At 46.2% G+C, this 19286-nt stretch carries 14 protein-coding genes, 1 tRNA gene and 1 pseudogene; 12 read left to right on the top strand and 4 right to left on the bottom strand.

All coding sequences use genetic code 11. From position 1 onward, the window contains the following. Window positions 1-26: 26 nt before the first annotated feature. The gene (locus NLX78_RS09550) at window positions 27-1508 is read right to left on the bottom strand and encodes a PTS transporter subunit EIIC (RefSeq protein WP_254350244.1); all 1482 of its coding nucleotides are present in this window, start codon (window positions 1506-1508) and stop codon (window positions 27-29) included. A 317-nt stretch (window positions 1509-1825) separates the two neighbouring features. On the opposite strand from NLX78_RS09550, the gene NLX78_RS09555 reads away from it, so the two are divergent. Both NLX78_RS09555 and glpK read left to right on the top strand, forming a co-directional pair. Further along, window positions 1826-2650, top strand: coding sequence for an MIP/aquaporin family protein (locus NLX78_RS09555; protein WP_254350245.1), 825 nt, complete (start codon window positions 1826-1828; stop codon window positions 2648-2650). 32 nt (window positions 2651-2682) lie between these two features. Beyond that, on the top strand, window positions 2683-4176 hold the full coding sequence (gene glpK, locus NLX78_RS09560) for a glycerol kinase GlpK (RefSeq protein ID WP_061828827.1): 1494 nt from the start codon (window positions 2683-2685) through the stop codon (window positions 4174-4176). 84 nt (window positions 4177-4260) lie between these two features. Here the strand turns inward: glpK and NLX78_RS09565 are convergent, their stop codons facing one another. After that, a complete protein-coding gene (locus NLX78_RS09565; RefSeq protein ID WP_254350246.1) occupies window positions 4261-5301 on the bottom strand; it encodes a LacI family DNA-binding transcriptional regulator in 1041 nt (346 codons plus the stop codon). Between the two features lie 295 nt (window positions 5302-5596). Between NLX78_RS09565 and NLX78_RS09570 the strand changes: the two are divergent. The 4 genes and pseudogenes from NLX78_RS09570 to NLX78_RS09585 form a co-directional block, all read left to right on the top strand. After that, a pseudogene (locus NLX78_RS09570) lies at window positions 5597-6055 on the top strand (carbohydrate ABC transporter permease); the annotation flags it as partial. A 23-nt stretch (window positions 6056-6078) separates the two neighbouring features. Next, a complete protein-coding gene (locus tag NLX78_RS09575; RefSeq protein WP_254350247.1) occupies window positions 6079-7425 on the top strand; it encodes a GH1 family beta-glucosidase in 1347 nt (448 codons plus the stop codon). Between the two features lie 20 nt (window positions 7426-7445). Continuing rightward, a complete protein-coding gene (locus NLX78_RS09580) occupies window positions 7446-7691 on the top strand; it encodes a hypothetical protein (protein ID WP_254350248.1) in 246 nt (81 codons plus the stop codon). Further along, entirely contained in the window at window positions 7660-9873 is a 2214-nt protein-coding gene (locus tag NLX78_RS09585; RefSeq protein ID WP_254350249.1) for a hypothetical protein, read from the top strand. Before NLX78_RS09580 ends, NLX78_RS09585 begins: the two co-directional genes overlap by 32 nt. 87 nt (window positions 9874-9960) lie before the next feature. On the opposite strand, the gene NLX78_RS09590 is transcribed toward NLX78_RS09585, so the two are convergent. Then, window positions 9961-10725 carry an exodeoxyribonuclease III gene (locus NLX78_RS09590; protein WP_165179222.1) on the bottom strand — a complete coding sequence of 255 codons (765 nt, stop codon included), beginning with the start codon at window positions 10723-10725 and terminating at the stop codon, window positions 9961-9963. 403 nt (window positions 10726-11128) lie between these two features. Then, a tRNA-Arg gene (locus NLX78_RS09595) sits at window positions 11129-11202 on the bottom strand. Window positions 11203-11459: 257 nt separating this feature from the next. Between NLX78_RS09595 and NLX78_RS09600 the strand changes: the two genes are divergently transcribed. The 6 genes from NLX78_RS09600 (at window position 11460) to lonB (ending at window position 19268) form a co-directional block, all read left to right on the top strand. Beyond that, window positions 11460-12368: a hypothetical protein gene (locus NLX78_RS09600; RefSeq protein ID WP_254350250.1), complete on the top strand. Its 909-nt coding sequence runs from the start codon at window positions 11460-11462 to the stop codon at window positions 12366-12368. 143 nt (window positions 12369-12511) lie between these two features. Next, window positions 12512-13825: a trigger factor gene (gene tig, locus NLX78_RS09605; protein ID WP_250266515.1), complete on the top strand. Its 1314-nt coding sequence runs from the start codon at window positions 12512-12514 to the stop codon at window positions 13823-13825. A 411-nt stretch (window positions 13826-14236) separates the two neighbouring features. Next, window positions 14237-14827: an ATP-dependent Clp endopeptidase proteolytic subunit ClpP gene (gene clpP, locus NLX78_RS09610; RefSeq protein WP_016324659.1), complete on the top strand. Its 591-nt coding sequence runs from the start codon at window positions 14237-14239 to the stop codon at window positions 14825-14827. 12 nt (window positions 14828-14839) lie between these two features. Next, entirely contained in the window at window positions 14840-16096 is a 1257-nt protein-coding gene (clpX, locus tag NLX78_RS09615; RefSeq protein WP_013311623.1) for an ATP-dependent protease ATP-binding subunit ClpX, read from the top strand. Between the two features lie 110 nt (window positions 16097-16206). After that, on the top strand, window positions 16207-17325 hold the full coding sequence (ispG, locus tag NLX78_RS09620; protein WP_025718670.1) for a flavodoxin-dependent (E)-4-hydroxy-3-methylbut-2-enyl-diphosphate synthase: 1119 nt from the start codon (window positions 16207-16209) through the stop codon (window positions 17323-17325). A gap of 215 nt (window positions 17326-17540) precedes the next feature. Continuing rightward, window positions 17541-19268 carry an ATP-dependent protease LonB gene (lonB, locus tag NLX78_RS09625; protein WP_254350251.1) on the top strand — a complete coding sequence of 576 codons (1728 nt, stop codon included), beginning with the start codon at window positions 17541-17543 and terminating at the stop codon, window positions 19266-19268. The last annotated feature ends 18 nt before the right edge of the window (window positions 19269-19286 follow it).

Raw genomic sequence — 19286 nt, forward strand, 5'->3', positions numbered from 1 at the left:
GCACGTGTTTAAGTTAGGGATTCAGCCTATGACATCAACCGCTGTATTTCATCTTTCAGAATTTCGGACCGAGTCCCGAAAATAACCTGCAGGGTACCATTACCAAGCCTGATGATTCCCGACGCTCCGAGCTGCTTGAGAGCTTGATCGTTAACCGCTTTGTCGTCTTTGACGACAAGACGCAGCCGCGTGATGCAGGCATCAATGCTTTGGATATTGTCTGAACCGCCGAGATAGGTTAGTATTCTGCCTGCCTGACTGGACTGAGTGTTGGATGTGGTGCTTGCCTTTCCATTGGGTACAGATTCGTTAGCCTCAGACAGGAGACTGTCTTCTACATTGTCTTCACGCCCAGGAGTTTTTAGGTTGAATTTGAGAATGATAAATCGGAACAGAAAGTAATAGATGAGGGCGAAGACAAGTCCGACCGGGATCATTCGCAACGGATGGGTGGAGAGTTTCATATTGACCAGATAGTCAATGAGTCCTGCTGAAAAAGAAAAGCCAAGTTTGACATCCAGTAGGTATACGACCAGGCCACTCAGGCCTGTCAGCAGAGCATGCACGCCGTAAAGCAATGGTGCAATGAACATAAACGAAAATTCGAGGGGCTCGGTAATTCCGGTCAGGAACGATGCCAGCGCAGAACCGATGAAGATGGAAGCGACGGCTTTACGTTTTTCCGGTTTGGCGGTATGGATGAATGCGAGGGCTGCTGCTGGCAGCGCGAACATCATAATGGGGAAGAAGCCGGACATGAATATACCCGCCGATGTATCGCCTGCAAAAAAACGCGTCAGGTCACCATGAACGACCTCACCGGCAGCATTGGTGTAGTCACCAATTTGAAACCATGCGATCGAGTTCAACACATGATGCAAACCGAGCGGGATCAGCAGCCGATTGGCAATCATGAATACCATTGATCCGATTCCGCCAAAGCCGACAATCCAGTTGCCGAAGACTGCAATCCCATCTTGTATCGGACTCCAGATCATACCGAGCAGAATGGCCAGAATCATGGTCGTAAAGGCGGTGATCATGGGGACAAAGCGTTTGCCTGAGAAGAAGCCAAGCCAATCCGGGAGCTGAATATTATGATATTTTTTAAACAGAAAAGCAGACCATCCACCGATAAAAATACCCCCCAATACGCCCATGTCCAGCTTGACATCGTCTGGAATATATGCAAATATACCCGGCACTGCCGCCAAAATACGGGTCAGCACCATATAGGCAATGACTGCCGATAATGCAGCTACTGCGTCGCCTGCCAGACCAATGGCAACACCAATGGAGAAAATGAGCGCAAGGTTATCGAAGATGGCCCCCGCCCCCTCGTTCAGAAAAGGAGTGATATAATGATTCAGAAATCCGCCAACTCCGGGACCAAGTGGTATATCCGTTTCATAATTAATCAGAGCTAATCCTTGCAAGATCCCTGCAGCGGGTAGAGTGGCTACTGGAAGCATTAACGACTTGCCGATTTTTTGCAGAAATTTCAGCATAACATTCTTCCCTTCTTCATCGAGTTTGGGAGTGTCGTATTCATCCTGAAATCCTCACATTAAACCATTTTTTCACATCATAAATCGGAGAATCTAACATGGTCAACGATTATTTTAAGCTATGAAAAAACGTAAATCCGCAGTTGACATCGCTTACATGCTTATATAGTATCAAATTTAAGTTAATAATCGTGACGGAGACAAGAGAGCCACGCAGACATCCCATGGTACAGCACAGGGTTGGTTTGTGATGGCTTTTCTTTTTTTGTGCGATGAAAGCGATCAAAATCGGATGATCTATTGAGGAGGTAGGTTGTATGTCGCCATACGCAGCCGAATTCATAGGGACAATGATTCTTATTGCCCTAGGTGGCGGAGTGTGCGCAGGGGTGTCCCTGAAAAAGTCATTTGCCCACGCTTCCGGCTGGATTGTGGTCGGAATGGGTTGGGGGCTCGCGGTAGCTATTGCGGTGTATGCAGTGGGTCAAATCAGCGGAGCGCATTTGAATCCGGCAGTTACACTGGCGTTGGCATTTCAGGGTAGTTTTCCATGGCAAGATGTTCCCGGCTATATTGTGGCTCAGCTTCTCGGGGCCATGGCGGGTGCAGTGATCGTTATTTTGCATTATTGGCCCCACTGGAAAGAGACGGAGGACACAGCAGCCAAACTCAGTGTATTCGCGACAGGACCAGCTATTGATCATCCGTTTGGCAACGTGCTTAGTGAAATGATAGGTACTTTCATCTTTGTTCTTGCTTTACTGTCGTTTGGCGCCAATTCATTTACAGATGGCCTGAAACCACTGATTGTTGGTTTTTTAGTTGTCAGTATCGGTTTATCTCTTGGAGGAACAACGGGCTATGCCATCAATCCAGCGAGGGATTTTGGGCCGCGTCTGATGCATTATTTACTACCGATTCCCGGTAAGGGGGCGTCCAACTGGAAATATGCATGGGTGCCCATTATAGGACCGCTATTGGGGGGATCTTTCGCAGGGCCATTTTATCAGGCCGTTTTTAAGGGGAGTGTGACTCCGGCTTTCTGGATTTTGCTAGGGGTCATCGTGGTTGTCCTCTTGATTACCTTCCGTATGAGTCGAACTTATAAAAATCATAAAATGGATCACAAACTTACAGCGTAAAAACGATGGATTTACACGGGGAGAGATGAACAATGGGAAAATATATTTTGTCACTAGATCAGGGAACGACAAGCTCAAGAGCGATTTTGTTCAATAGCGAAGGAGATGTAGTGTACTCGGCTCAGCGAGAATTTCCGCAGTATTTTCCTCATCCCGGCTGGGTAGAGCAGAATGCGAATGAAATCTGGAGCTCTATTCTCGGGGTCATTGCCTCCTGTCTTTCCGAATCCGGTGTAAAAGCAAATCAAGTAGCTGCCATCGGCATTACCAATCAGCGAGAATCGGTGGCTGTATGGGACAAAAATACAGGAGTGCCCGTGTATAACGTACTCGTATGGCAATCACGCCAAACTTCGGACATCTGTGAAGAATTGAAGCGGCAAGGGCACGAGGAGCTTTTTCACAGCAAAACAGGCCTGTTGATCGACCCGTATTTTTCAGGCACTAAAGTAAAGTGGATACTGGACCATGTGGAGGGCGCGCGGGAAAAGGCGGAACGAGGTGACCTGTTATTCGGTACGATAGACTCGTGGCTGATCTGGAAACTATCCGGCGGAACGGCACATGTAACGGACTACTCCAATGCAGCCAGGACGCTGATGTACAACATTTATGAACTAAAGTGGGACGAAGAGCTGCTGGACATTCTGGGTGTTCCGAAAATCATGCTACCTGAGGTAAGACCTTCTTCCGAGGTATATGCGCACACTGTGGATTACCATTTCTTTGGTCAGAATGTACCGATCGCCGGTGCAGCAGGTGACCAGCAGGCAGCCTTGTTTGGTCAGGCATGTTACGAAAAAGGGATGATCAAAAACACTTACGGCACAGGCTGCTTCATGCTGATGAATACGGGGGATCAACCAGTGGAATCCAAGCACGGCCTGATTACGACCATCGCTTGGGGACTGGAGGAAGGCAAAGTGCAATATGCACTCGAGGGGAGTGTGTTTGTAGCGGGGTCGGCGATCCAGTGGCTGCGAGACGGGCTACGTATGTTCCGTGAAGCGAAGGACAGTGAACCTTATGCCGCCCGTGTTTCGTCTACGGAAGGAGTGTATCTTGTACCCGCTTTTGTCGGACTGGGCAGCCCCTACTGGGATAGCGAGGTGCGCGGAGCGATGTTCGGCCTGACACGCGGGACCACGAAGGAGCATTTTATCCGCGCCACATTGGAGTCACTCGCTTATCAAACCAAGGATGTGCTTACAGCCATGGAGATTGATTCAGGTATTGCAGTGAAATTGCTGCGGGTGGATGGAGGAGCTGTATTGAACAATTTTCTGATGCAATTCCAGAGCGATATTCTGGATGCAACAGTGGAGCGGCCAGTTATCCATGAGACGACGGCACTGGGAGCTGCATGTCTGGCAGGTTTGGCTATTGGATATTGGAAGAGTACGGATGAACTTCGCAAGCGGGTGAGGGTGGAAACCTCTTTTGCCCCGAATATGGATGAAGCAACACGTGAAAGCTTGTATGAAGGCTGGAAAAAGGCCGTGAATGCGACGATGGCCTACAAGTAATAGATAAGCGATGGGTCTCTGAATATTAAACTGCAAAAAGATGACTTCTGAATTTATCAGGAGTCATCTTTTTTAAGGCATATGCTAACTCTTGACCTTCGTATGGTTCCAATGTTGCCGGGCTCCGCAGGAGCTACGAATGACTAGTTCCGGCTCTACTTTAATACATTTCGTATCCATTTGTTTATTCATCAGGTCAAACAGCACCATAGCGGCTAGACGGCCTATTTTTTGCTTGTCTTGTTTTACAGTCGTCAGTGGAGGTTCGGTATAACGACAGGCTTCTATATCATCACATCCCACTACAGCAATATCCTCGGGTACCCTCAAGCCGCTTTCCTTGAAAGCACGTATGGCACCAAAAGCAAGCAGGTCGGTCGCCGCAAAAATAGCTTTTGGTAAATTTCCTTGCTGTATCCACGCCTTCGCGACCTGGTATCCATCTTCTGCCGCGTAGTCCTTACCATACACGACCCATTCAGGTCTAACGTCAAGACTAAACCGTTTTAGTGAGGCGGTAAAGGCTTCCTCTCTCTCTTTAATAACCAAAGAGGGGCGTTCAATGCCTATAAAACCCATTTCGCGGTATCCATTCATGTAAAAATGCTCAACAACCTTCATTGAAATCTTCTGATTGTCGGACATGATATAGCAGGAACTAGCTCCGGTTAGCTCAATATCGACACCGATGCAGGGGATAGGGCTGGCATCGAGATCAAAAACACTCTTCTCCACCTCATCTCCAGCAATAATAATGCACCCGTCCACTGAAAAATATTTCGAGCGAGCCAAATAGTCCTCTCCATTATCCAGAAATTTCTCATTTGAGAAAAATAGCAGATCGTAACCGAGCAAGCCAATCTGTTTTTTGAAGACATTAATGATATCTACAAAAAAAGGATGACTAAAATCAACATTCAGCTTGCCGGCAAATATAACGCCTACCAGATTAGATTTTTTGGTAGCAAGCGTTTTAGCCGAGGAGGAGGGTCTATAGCCTGTTTCCTCCATGATTTTAAGTACCCGCTGTCGGGTTTCCTCACTGATGTCTGTGTAATTGTTAATGATTTTCGAAACCGTTGCCACTGAAACGCCTGCCATGCTAGCTATTGTTTTTATATTCATGGAATCCTCCGTAACTAAACTGATTTAGTTAAATTAACTTTGCTTTTCAAACTTAATGATTACTCGTATTCTATGCTACCTCATAGAAGTGAGTCAACAGTGTGAATAAAGGATGTTGCCTAGTATTTTAAGGAGTAAAAACGGTGATTTATGTTTTATTTGATAATTTACAATTCTCTATTTACAAATACAGGCTATCCGATACATAATAGTAGCTGTAATCAACTAAACCGCTTTCGTAAAAGTGAATGCATTTATTCTAAGAGTACAGGGGGAATTTTACAATGCTGAAAAAGTGTTTTTCCTGATATCCATTAGCCTGGGATTTTACAATACCCAGCTTGGTTTTGTTTTGCTGAAAACAACAGGTACCGGCATCGCTTTTCTGATGTTTGTGGGGTATATCAAGTCTGTCTCCCGAGAGCTGGATGAAGCGGTTGCCATGGACGGGTACGGATATTCACGATATTTGTTTACGATTCTTGTCCCGCTGATGAAGCCGGTGTTGGCAACAGGCATCATTTTGACAGCGATTGGAGCGTGGAACGACATTATAGGTCCTACTATTTATTTGTCTGATCCTGCTTATCAGCCAGTGACCAAGGGATTGTTCTCCTTCTACGGACAATACATGAACAACTGGCCGCTGCTCGCTTGCGGCATTCTGATTGTTACACTACCGCTCGTTATTTTGTATATTTTCCTCCAGCGCTTTATTGTCGGCGGTGCAATGGCCGGAGCTGTGAAGTCTTGATTCCTGAAAGGATGATACCGAGTATGAGTGAGAATACCTATACATTCCCCACCACGTTTATGTGGGGAACTTCGACCTCTTCTTATCAAATTGAAGGTGGCGTGGATGAGGAAGGAAGAACGCCTTCTATTTGGGATACTTTCTGTCGAGCACCTGGGAAGGTGATAGGAGGGGACTGCGGAGATGTGGCTTGTGACCATTTTCACCGCTTTAAGGAAGACGTGCAATTAATGAAGCAACTTGGTTTTTTACATTACCGTTTTTCCGTGGCCTGGCCGCGCATTATTCCCGCACCCGGCGTGGTTAACGAACAGGGGTTGCTCTTCTATGAGCGTCTGCTGGATGAGATTGAGTCGGCCGGGCTAATTCCAATGCTGACGCTGTATCATTGGGATCTACCGCAGTGGATTGAGGACGAAGGCGGTTGGACGCAGCGAGAGATTATCCAACATTTTAAAACGTATGCTTCTGTAATCATGGATCGATTTGGACAGCGTATAAGCTGGTGGAATACGATAAATGAGCCCTACTGCGCCTCTATTTTGGGCTATGGCACAGGAGAGCATGCCCCCGGCCATGAGAACTGGAGGGAAGCCTTTACTGCCGCTCATCATATTCTGATGTGTCACGGGATAGCCATGAACTTACACAAGGAAAAGGGCCTGACGGGCAACATCGGTATTACGCTGAACATGGAGCATGTCGATGCAGCCTCTGAACACCCCGAAGATGTAGCCGCTGCTGTCCGGCGGGATGGTTTTATTAATCGATGGTTTGCCGAACCATTGTTTAACGGGAAATACCCTGAGGATATGGTGGAATGGTACGGGGCGCACTTGAATGGATTGGATTTTGTACAGCCTGGTGATATGGAGCTGATTCAGCAGCCAGGGGATTTTTTGGGCATCAACTACTACGCCCGCAGTATCATTCGAGCGACTACAGACGCTTCGTTGCTTCAGGTCGAGCAGGTTTCCATAGAGGAACCGGTAACGGATATGGGATGGGAGATTCACCCTGAATCCTTTTATAAGCTGCTAACGCGGATTGAGAAGGATTTTTCCAAGGGATTACCCATCCTGATTACGGAAAACGGAGCAGCGATGAAGGACGAACTGGTGAATGGAAAGATTGAGGACATTGGACGTCAGTATTACATTGAGGAACATTTAAAGGCATGCCATCGCTTTATTGGGGAGGGAGGTCAGCTTAAGGGCTATTTTGTCTGGTCATTCCTCGATAACTTTGAATGGGCCTGGGGATACAGCAAACGTTTTGGTATTATACACATCAATTACGACACGCAGGAACGGACACCCAAACAAAGTGCGCTGTGGTTCAAGCAAGTGATGGCGAATAACGGGTTTTAAATAGAAAAGGCGTCGAAGACTTGGTTTCACAGCAGCCTGTGACGACGAATAAAGTGCCTTGTGGGTTTAGCGGCTACACAGCACGACTAGCAGCAGGTACTGCCGTCAATCACTGTACGATCATCGGGCATGTGAATGATATTCACTCTATCAATGAACGGATTACGGAAATCGCAACCATGCCTTATATCGAGCGGAAGGCGGAGGAAGCCAAAGCGTTGATCGAAGAATTGAATGGCAACGCGGACATCCATTCCGTTATTTGACGAATACTGCCGTCAGAACTATCTGGATAACCTGTTACGTGGTGGTTATCCATTGCTGCTGGACAACGGCACTGAGCAACCGTTTGTATATCATGTATTTTCGCGCAAGCATGGGGATCTGGAACGGGACTATAATTTCTTTAAGCTCCAGGCGGGATATTATTCTCAAGGAAATGGTAATTTTCGCGATGCAAACCAGAACCGGAGAAATGATGTGTGGTTTAACCCCGGCATAGGAGATTTCAATATCCGTTTGTTTATGAGCCTGATTCAGCCGGACGGCTATAATCCGCTTGTTGTAAAGGGGTGTAGCTTTCAAATACAAGAGCTGGAACCGTTGCTGGGACAGGTGGAGGTGGCAGATCATTCGTCTTTGCGTGCTTTTTTTCAATCGTCGTTCACCCCGGGTGAGCTAATTCAACATATCATTCATGACAACATCGCGCTAAAGCAAACGGTTGAGACGTTTGTAACCGAAGCTCTCAAGCATTCCGAACAATGCTATGAGGCTGATTTTGGTGAAGGTTTCTGGATCGACCATTGGACATATAACATGGATCTAATCGAAAGTTATCTAAGTATCTATCCAGACAAACAAGAGAAACTTTTGCTCGCGACCCGAGAGTACATGTATTACGACAGTCCGGCATGGGTACAGCCACGTCGAAACAAATACGTGCAGATGAAGGACGGACGTATCCGTCAGTACGGGGCGGTCGTAAAGAGCAAGGAGAAAGAAGCTCAGTTGCACGCCCGGGATGGCGATGTTCATTGGGTTCGAACTGAACATGGAAGCGGAGAGATTTATAAGTCAAATTTATATGAAAAGCTGCTGTCATTGGCAGCCATCAAGCTGTCCACGCTGGACCCGGAGGGCTTGGGAATTGAGATGGAGGCGGGCAAGCCGGGATGGAATGATTCCATGAACGGACTTCCGGGGCTGTTTGCTTCTGGATTCAGTGAACTGTGTGAATTACAGCGACTTGTAAGATTTTTAATACATGCACAGGTGAAGCTTTCGGGCAATTCTGTGCTACGGCTGCCGCGAGAAGTTGCTAAGTTGATCCAACAGCTGAAGCTCACAATGGAGGAATACTACCACGATTCTGATGAGGCTGATTACAGGGATGAAAGCAAGGATTACAGCTTCTGGTCACGAATTTCGGATGCTAGAGAAGCGTACCGCGAATCGATTCGTTTTGGATTTGAAGGAACAGAAACACCACTAGCGTTTGAAGATGTACTGGTGTTTTTGCGTCAAGCTGAACGTAAACTCCAACAGGGGATGGATAAGGCTCTGCTTATCGGTGAGGGGATATACCCAACCTTCTTTTATTATGAAGCCAGAGAATTCGAGGTACAGGAGGATGACTGCGGGGGCAAGCTCGTAAACATACATTCCTTCGAACGTAAGGATACCCCATATTTTCTAGAGGGACCGACCCGGGCTATGAAAGTGGTTGGCGACATTGTAAATGGGCAGGAGCTATATCGGCAAATCAGGCAGAGTGGGCTTTACGACAGGAAGCTGGGCATGTATAAGGTGAACGAAAGTCTGGCGGGGCAGCCGTTTGAACTCGGTCGTTCCAGAGCTTTTACGCCGGATTGGCTGGAAAATGAATCTATATTTATGCATATGGAATTTAAATATTTACTTGAATGCTTAAGAGCGGGTCTATACACTGAATTTTTTTCAGACATTAAAAAAGCGTTTCCGCCTTTTATGGACCCAGAGGTCTACGGAAGAAGCACGCTGGAGAATAGCTCCTTCATTGCTAGTATTGCTAATCCTGATGCAAGTTTGCATGGAACGGGATATATTGCGAGGCTGAGCGGATCTACGGCAGAATTTATTCATATGTGGTTATGGATGATGACGGGCGGACAGCCGTTTGGCTATGATCATAGGGGACTATCCTTGAGGCTGGAGCCCAAGCTGCCAGGCTGGCTGTTCACAGCTACAGGTGAGCTATCTTTCTGTTTTCTCGGAAGCTGCCAGGTGACTTATTTTAATACGGATCGTAAGGATACTTATGCACCGGAATGCAGAGTGACCCAATATGTACTGCATTACGTCAGTGGCGAAAAGAAGACGATATGCCAGGCTGTATTAGATCAAAAAGAAGCGCAAGATGTGAGAGATCGGTTGATTTCCCGTATCGAGGTATATTTGGGGACATAGCTCCATTAATTAAAGCCGTCATGCTGCCATAACAGAGCATAACGGCTTTTTAAGATTTCATAAATCCTTGTGTCAGGGCAGGGGGACCTATGCTGAAATATCTTGTAAATCCAATATCACAGGGCAGTGGTCACTGCCTGTAATATGACAATCAATGCTCGCATCCATCAAAAGCGGACGAAGTCTCTCCGAGACGAGGAAGTAATCAATCCGCCAGCCGATATTCCTTTCTCTCACCTTTGGCATGTAGGACCACCAGGAATAAACATCCGTCCGGTCAGGATAAAAGGATCTGAAGGTATCTATAAATCCGGCGTCTAGCAGCTGTGACATGCGTTCCCGTTCCTCAGGCGTGAATCCGGCATTTCCGTAGTTAGCTTTGGCATTTTTGAGGTCGATCTCCTGATGAGCTACGTTCAAGTCTCCACAAACGATGACAGGCTTCAAAGCATCCAGTTGTTGCAGGTAGCTGCGAAAACGGTCTTCCCATTCCAGTCTGTAGGGTAGTCGGGATAAGTCCCGTTTGGTATTCGGAGTGTACACATTGACGAGATAAAATTTTTCGAATTCCAGAGTAATGGTTCGGCCCTCTGGTTCTTCGTTTTCCTCAAGTCCATAATGCACAGAGAGCGGCTTGATTTTGGTGAAAATAGCCGTGCCGGAATATCCTTTTTTCTCAGCGTAATTCCAGTATTGTGTGTATTCCTCCATGTTCTCCATGAGGATTTGACCTTCTTGAAGCTTCGTTTCCTGTACGCAAAAAATATCGGCATTTGTTTCTTTTAGATAAGTATAAAACCCTTTGGTCACACAGGCTCTTAAGCCGTTTACATTCCAAGATATTAATTTCATTTGATTAATCTCCTTGCTAATCACGCGGTAAGCGATGTGATTTGTATATCCTTTGTTGACATAAGCTTATAAATGTCTTCTATCTGGACTTCATAGGTTTTTCATTAAAATGGTCCTGAAATGGTGCAACATGATAGATGATAGCAATTTCTGCCCTTTTTTGAAAGAGTAGAGACTTGAAACCAGCGCCTAAAGTAGTGATGGGCAGACTAATCTTTCTACATTATTTATAATGAAAAAGGCTCCCTTGCGGAAGCTATTTTTGGTGTAATTTATCAAGAGAGATACTCTCCCTATGGTCGGCTGCGAAGTATAGGCTAACGATACCGATGACCCGACGTTCCCCCGTGGTTTATCTCATGAGAACAAAAAAAGCCTCCATTATGGAGGCTTCTTGTTATGACGTCCCAGGAGGGATTCGAACCCCCGACCGACGGCTTAGAAGGCCGTTGCTCTATCCAGCTGAGCTACTGGGACATAAAATTCAAGCGAATATTAATATATCATATGGATAAAAGAAATTCAAGTCTTATTTTGCATATATCGCTTATTTAGGCTTTATACAGCATAAATTCTGAGTAGACGTAGTTTTTTTTGCCTTATAAAAGGGTATGTTAGAATACAGGTGAATATGTGTAAGACGAGTGGTTGGACTTCGGCTACTGTTTCTCATATAATCTACAAATACTTGAGCTTGCGAAGGAGAGGGGGTGCCTTGAATAAAGGACTCCAAGGTGACGACAAAAGAAAATAATATTGTATTGTTTCCGAAGACACTGGACTATTATCAAATTCAACTTACTGTGATGCTTGAAAACGAACGTTACGGAGAGGCGATGGCGATGCTGCGTTTTTTAATGCAGTGTCAGGGACAGGAGCAGAAGCAATACGATGAATGGAACGCTTTATTACAATGGCTGGAGGCTGCATTTCCACAGTACGCTGACAACGGGGCGGTAACGGACGCTGTGGAAGAAGAAGTCAGTGAAGTAGAGTTAGCTCGCCGTCATGCACGCTTTAAGCAGGAGCAGGATGCAGGCTACGGCAACAAGCTGTTGCGGATGGCTATGGATGAACCCTTATCCGAACAGACGATTTTAGCGTTGGAGCAGTTGTCCTATCTGGAACTGCCAGAAATCGACGATGCCTTGCTTCGCTGGATTACGGAACGGGAAATCCATCCTTTACTTCAATTCCGTGTTCTACAGACAATGCGACGACGCGGAATGGAAGGGACGATAGAAATCAGACGGGGTGATGAACAAGCGGAAATCGACATTGAAACGGTTCCGTTACAGCCAGGTGATTTTCCAGAATCGATTATGCGTATTTTGGAACGGGTGGCCGATCAGACTGAGGTGCACGAGCCTACACTATTCTATTTTGCACAGGAGTTGTGGTCACAGTTTGTGATGGCAGTATACGGTACAAAAGATTATAGATCAATGTTGGTGGAAGAGGACGGAATGCCGGATATTTGGGCTGCAGCACTCCATCAGACGGTTTCGGAAAGTTTGAACGGAAATAAAAATGAGGAAGAAACCCGTGCTATATATGGTATTACAGATGCGCTGCGCTTCCGTTTTGAGCAGGCGTATCGGTCGATGCGACTATTCGTAGCGGCGGGAATGAACACTCCTTAATGACCGGAAACGTTTACCTGTGAAGCATTCAAAGGGCTGCTCTTGAAAAAGACAGTAATGTTAGATATACTATAGTGGTTATTTTGTGTGCGTTGATTGTAATGAAAACTAAGTGAAGATTTTGTTGGAGGGGAAAGCATAAAATGAAAGCAACTTGGGAGAAAATAGAGAAGAACCTTGGGGTTCTTGAAGTTGAGGTTGACGCGGATCGTGTAGCCGCTGCACTCGACAAAGCTTTTAATAAAGTGGCAAAACAAGTAAGTGTACCAGGATTCCGTAAAGGTAAAGTACCACGTCCTATCTTTGAAAAACGCTATGGTATTGAAAGTCTGTACCAGGATGCAATTGACATCCTGTTGCCAGAAGCTTACAGCCAAGCTGTAGAGCAAACAGACATCTTCCCGGTTGACAGCCCTGACGTTGAAATTGATCAATTTGCTAAAGGCGAATCTTTCAAATTCAAAGCAAAGGTTACTGTTAAACCTGAAGTGACTTTGGGCGATTACAAAGGCGTAGAAGTGCCTGTAAGCAAACTCGAAGTAAGCGACGAAGAACTGGCTCAAGAACTGGAGCGCCTGCAACAACGTCATGCTGAATTGGTTGTCGTTGATGAAGATGCTGCTCAATCCGGTGATACAGCTATTATTGACTTCGACGGTTCCGTGGATGGTGTACCATTCGAAGGCGGACAAGCTGAGAAGTATTCTTTGGAACTGGGCTCTAACACATTTATCCCTGGTTTTGAAGAGCAAGTGGTTGGTTTGCACACTGGTGATTCCAAGGACGTTGAAGTAACGTTCCCTGAGAACTACCATTCTGCTGACCTCGCTGGCAAACAAGCGGTATTCAAAGTGAAAGTTCACGAACTGAAACGCAAAGTTCTTCCTGAACTGGACGATGAATTTGCTAAAGATGTAAGCGAATTTGACACACTGGCTGAATTCAAGGAAGACTTGAAAAAGCAATTGTTGGATCGTAAGGAAAACGAAGCTAAAGCAGCCCGCGAGGGTGCTGTAGTGGAGAAAGTTGCTGAGAATGCAACAATCGACATTCCTGAAGCAATGGTGAAGAGCGAAGTGCAAAACATGGTTCGCGATTTCGACAACCGTTTGCGTAGCCAAGGTATGAACCTTGAAATGTTCCTCGGATTCTCTGGTCAAAGCAAGGAAGACCTGGAAGAGCAAATGAAAGCTGATGCTGAGAAGCGCGTACGTAACAACCTCGTGCTGGAGCAAGTGGCTAAAGCAGAAAACATCGAAGTTTCCGAAGCGGAAATTGATGAAGAACTGAAAAACATGGCTGAAGCTTACAAACGTTCAGTTGAGGAAATCCGCAGCATTCTGGAAGGTAACGGCTCGTTCGCTAACCTGAAAGAAGAAATTTCACTGCGCAAAACGATTGCTTTGTTGGTGGAAAACAGCAAAGAAGTAGAAGCGCCAGTTGAAGCTACTGAATAATTCAGACGATAAAATATACGGAGTATGCTGTAACAAGCTGCAACGTAGCAATTAGATAGGGATAAGGCACGTAGTGAAAGTTACGTGCCTTATTTTTACCTTTGGTAACCCAAATTTTAGTCGTTTATGGAAAGTGCTGTGAGTCGTGTTTTTTTGTTTTACATAAGTCACTACCGTATATTTGCACATACATACGAAACATGGTTAAATATGAGAAGGTCTCGGCAGAGTGTACTTTAAACAGCCCGCACTGCATATATGAGCGCATGCAAATATGACACGAGACTCTGAACATGTTAAAATATTTTGTAAGGTGTTCACGTTTCATGCTTGCTGCTTCCGTTTTAATGGGACATAAGGAAGCGGATGAATACAGGTGTTCATTTTAATAAAGAAAAGAGGTTGGTCGTGATGAGTCTCGTCCCTATGGTTGTGGAACAAACGAATCGAGGAGAACGATCTTACGATATTTACTCGCGGTTGCTTAAGGATCGTATTATTTTCCTAAGTGGCCCGATTGATGACGATGTCGCCAATCTCGTCATTGCACAGTTATTGTTCCTTTCTGCGGAAGATCCAGAGAAGGATATTAATTTGTACATTAACTCGCCAGGCGGTTCTGTAACTGCGGGCATGGGTATATATGATACAATGCAATTCATTAAGCCGGACGTATCGACGATCTGTGTAGGCATGGCTGCAAGTATGGGTTCGTTGCTGCTCACAGCGGGTGCGCCAGGCAAGAGATACGCGCTTACCAACAGTGAAGTCATGATCCATCAGCCGCTCGGTGGCATTCAAGGGCAAGCCTCCGATATGCTGATTCATGCGGACTGGATTATCAAAACACGTGCTAAGCTGAATCAAATCTATGTAGAGCGTACGGGTCAGCCCCTCGAAAAAATCGAACGTGATACTGACCGGGATTTCTTCATGGAAGCGGAAGAGGCAAAAGCATACGGTATCATTGACCAGGTGCTGTCTAAACCGATTAATCTGTAAAGGGGTGGCTCTATGTTTAAATTTAATGATGAAAAAGGACAATTGAAATGTTCTTTCTGCGGTAAATCTCAGGATCAGGTTCGCAAGCTTGTTGCTGGACCGGGCGTATATATATGTGACGAATGCATTGAGTTGTGCACGGAGATTGTAGAAGAGGAATTGGGTCATGAAGAAGAAGTAGATCTGAAAGACATTCCGAAACCAATGCAAATCCGTGACATTCTGGACCAATATGTCATTGGTCAGGATCAAGCGAAAAAATCGTTGTCTGTAGCGGTATATAATCACTACAAACGTATTAATACTCAAAACAAAATTGATGATGTGGAACTGCAAAAAAGTAACATTTTGATGCTTGGACCTACTGGTTCGGGTAAAACGTTGCTTGCGCAAACCATGGCTAAAATTTTGAACGTTCCTTTTGCTATCGCAGATGCCACTTCCCTTACGGAAGCAGGTTATGTGGGTGAAGACGTTGAAAATATTTTGTTGAAACTGATTCAAGCTGCCGATTATGATGTGGAAAAAGCCGAACGCGGCATTATCTACATTGACGAAATTGATAAAGTAGCCCGCAAATCCGAAAACCCGTCCATTACGCGTGACGTATCGGGTGAAGGTGTACAGCAGGCGTTGCTTAAGATTTTGGAAGGCACAGTTGCTTCTGTACCTCCGCAAGGCGGTCGCAAGCATCCACATCAAGAGTTCATTCAAATTGACACCACGAATATCCTGTTCATTTGCGGTGGTGCCTTTGATGGTCTGGAGCAAATGATCAAACGCCGTATCGGTAAAAAGGTTATCGGCTTCAACGCTACTAGCGAACAAAAAGATCTGAAACCAGGCGAATATACTTCAATGGTATTGCCTGAGGATCTTTTGAAATTCGGTCTGATTCCGGAATTTGTAGGACGCTTGCCAGTAATTTCTACGCTGGAGCCGCTTGATGAGAACACATTGGTTCGTATTCTGTCCGAACCGAAAAATGCGTTAACCAAGCAATACCAGAAGCTGCTTGAACTGGATAATGTGCAACTAGAGTTTAAGCAAGATGCTCTGGAAGCTATTGCTCGCGAAGCGATCAAGCGTAACACGGGTGCCCGTGGCCTTCGTGCGATCATCGAAGGTATTATGCTGGACGTAATGTATGAGGTTCCTTCCCGTGAGGATGTGACTACTTGCGTCATCAATGAGCAGGTTGTAAAAGACAAAATTGCACCGGAACTCGGTGGTACAGATAAGGATAAAAAACAAGAAGAGAGCGCCTAAGGATTGATACTTCGCGATCTCTAAAACATGAGAAGCCGGATCTCCACTTCACTAAACCTGTATGAGGTTTTAAGGGGTGGAGGTTTGGCGTTAATGGGAGAGAAAAGTACATGTTCTTAAGACAAGACACACGTCCCGTTAAAGTCGGGAATCTGACGATTGGCGGCAGCAATGAAGTCATCATCCAAAGTATGTGTACAACCAAAACAGCAGATGTAGAAGCAACTGTAGCCGAGATTCTTCGCTTGGAAGAAGCTGGATGTCAACTGGTGCGGGTTACCGTCAACAATGAGGAAGCTGCCGCAGCCATTAAGGAAATAAAAAAACGGATTCATATTCCGTTGGTTGCAGATATTCACTTTAATCACAAGCTGGCTCTACTGGCAATTGAAAATGGAATTGATAAGGTTCGCATTAATCCAGGTAACATTGGACGACGTGAAAAAGTGGAAGCTGTCGTGAAGGCATGTAAGGAAAAAGGGATTCCGATTCGGATTGGTGTGAACGCCGGATCATTGGAACAGCATTTACTGGATAAGTATGGATACCCTACGCCAGAAGCGATGGTAGAAAGCGCACTGTATCATATCGGGATACTGGAAGAACTTGATTTCCATGACATTATTGTGTCACTGAAAGCGTCTGACGTTCCTATGGCGATTGCAGCTTATACGAAGGCCGCTGAAATTATTAAGTACCCGCTCCATCTGGGTATTACCGAAGCGGGTACACTCTTTACTGGTACGGTTAAAAGTGCGGCAGGTATGGGCGCTTTGCTGGCCTCAGGCATCGGCTCTACAATGCGTATTTCGCTCAGTGCTGATCCGGTGGAAGAAGTGAAGGTAGCACGTGAGTTGCTCAAGACATTTGGATTGATTACAAACGCAGCTACACTGATTTCTTGTCCGACTTGTGGACGTCTGGATATAGATCTGTTCTCTATTGCCAACGAGGTGGAGGACTACATTGCGAAACTCAAGGTACCGATTAAAGTATCAGTACTGGGTTGTGCAGTAAATGGCCCGGGTGAAGCGAAGGAAGCTGATATCGGAATTGCTGGGGCACGCGGTGAAGGCCTTTTGTTCCGTTATGGAAAAATGATTCGCAAAGTACCAGAGGCTGATATGGTCGACGAATTGAAAAAAGAAATTGATATCATCGTCAAGGCATATGAGGAAACAGGGAAAATCCCTGGACGTGAAGAACGTCATACCGCCGAGAAGGTGTAGGCAAAGCAGTTATATAAAGAGGCATAGTCATAATCTATTGTCATCATTTAAACGCCGTGGAGAGCAGCTCTGCTACAGAACTGTTCTTCACGGCGTTTTTGTATTTCTCTCTGATCTTTTGAAAGACCGCCGTTTAGCTATCGCGGAAAAGGAAATACTGTTTTTCATAGAGCGGCATTTTTCAAATTGCTGAGATGAGAAACGGAGGAAATACGATGGACTTGACTATGATTTTGTTATTGGTGCAAATGTTTTTCGGGATTGTAATTGGTCTGTATTTCTGGAACCTCCTGCGGAGCCAGAAAACGAACCGTAGTGCGGTGGATCGGGAATCCCGCAAGGAATTGGATAAGCTGCGCAAATTGCGCTCTATTTCACTTACTAAGCCGTTGGCTGAACGCACACGTCCTGCCACATTACAGGATATCGTGGGTCAGAAGGACGGACTGCGCGCACTCAAGGCAGCGTTATGTAGTGCGAATCCGCAGCATGTCATTATTTATGGCCCGCCGGGTGTAGGGAAGACGGCTGCTGCACGCGTGGTGCTGGAAGAGGCTAAGAAGAATCTGTCCTCCCCGTTCAAGGGAGATGCCAAATTCACGGAGATTGATGCTACGACGGCCCGCTTTGACGAGCGCGGTATTGCGGATCCGCTGATAGGTTCAGTGCATGATCCAATCTATCAAGGGGCAGGAGCGATGGGGGTGGCTGGAATCCCGCAGCCTAAGCCCGGAGCTGTGACGAAGGCGCATGGGGGAATGCTGTTCATTGATGAGATTGGTGAGCTGCATCCAACGCAGATGAATAAACTGTTGAAAGTACTGGAGGATCGCAAGGTATTTTTGGAGAGTGCGTATTACAACTCGGAAGATTCGAACACTCCTGCTTATATCCACGATATTTTCCAAAACGGTTTGCCAGCCGATTTTCGTTTGGTAGGTGCGACGACCCGTTCGCCGCATGAACTGCCACCTGCGATTCGCTCCCGGTGCATGGAGATTTATTTCCGTGCCTTACAGCCACAGGAGATTGCTCGTATTGCAGAGGATGCTGTCCACAAGCTAGGCTTTGGCCCTTGCCCTGAGGCGGTAGAAGTTGTACAACGTTACGCAACGAACGGTCGGGAAGCGGTCAATATGATCCAGCTGGCTGCTGGTTTGGCACTTACCGAGAAAAGGGAGCGTCTCAATGCTTCCGACGTGGAATGGGTAGCGGGCAGCAGTCAGATTCAACCACGTCCTGACCGAAAAATACCGGGCTTGCCGCAAATCGGATTCGTTAACGGATTAGCTGTATATGGCCCGAACATGGGGATGCTGCTGGAAATTGAAGTTACAGCAGTTCCGGTTCCTGAGGGAAAGGGAATTTATAATATTACGGGGGTCGTGGATGAGGAAGAAATTGAAGGTGGGTCCCGCACGCTGCGCCGTAAGAGCATGGCTAAAGGTTCTGTGGAAAATGTTTTAACCGTTTTGCGTACGCTCGGATTATCTCCATCGAATTACGATTTGCATATCAATTTCCCTGGGGGTACGCCAGTAGATGGCCCATCCGCAGGAATTGCGATGGCAACAGCCATTGCTTCCGCGATGCGGGGAATTCCGGTGGATCATGAAATTGCTATGACTGGCGAAGTTAGCATCCATGGTCGTGTCAAACCGATTGGTGGTGTATTAGCCAAGGTTGAAGCCGCTTTTCAGGCTGGAGCCAAAAAGGTGATCATTCCGCAGGACAACTGGCAAGCTCTTTTTGACGGTATTGAGGGTTTAAAAGTCATTCCTGTACAGTCAGTTACCGAAGTGTTCCGACATGTGTTTGGGGAAGAGATGACGTCAGATTTGCCTGTGCATGCGCCAATTGAGACTTTTCGCCCATCCCAATCTTCCTTGTTACAGGCTGATGGAACGCATAACGGGACGATATCAGATACAGGATCTTGCTGATGAACCACCCTTTCATTG

The sequence above is a fragment of the Paenibacillus sp. Lou8.1 genome, from assembly GCF_024213565.1.
Lineage (GTDB): Bacteria > Bacillota > Bacilli > Paenibacillales > Paenibacillaceae > Paenibacillus > Paenibacillus polymyxa_B.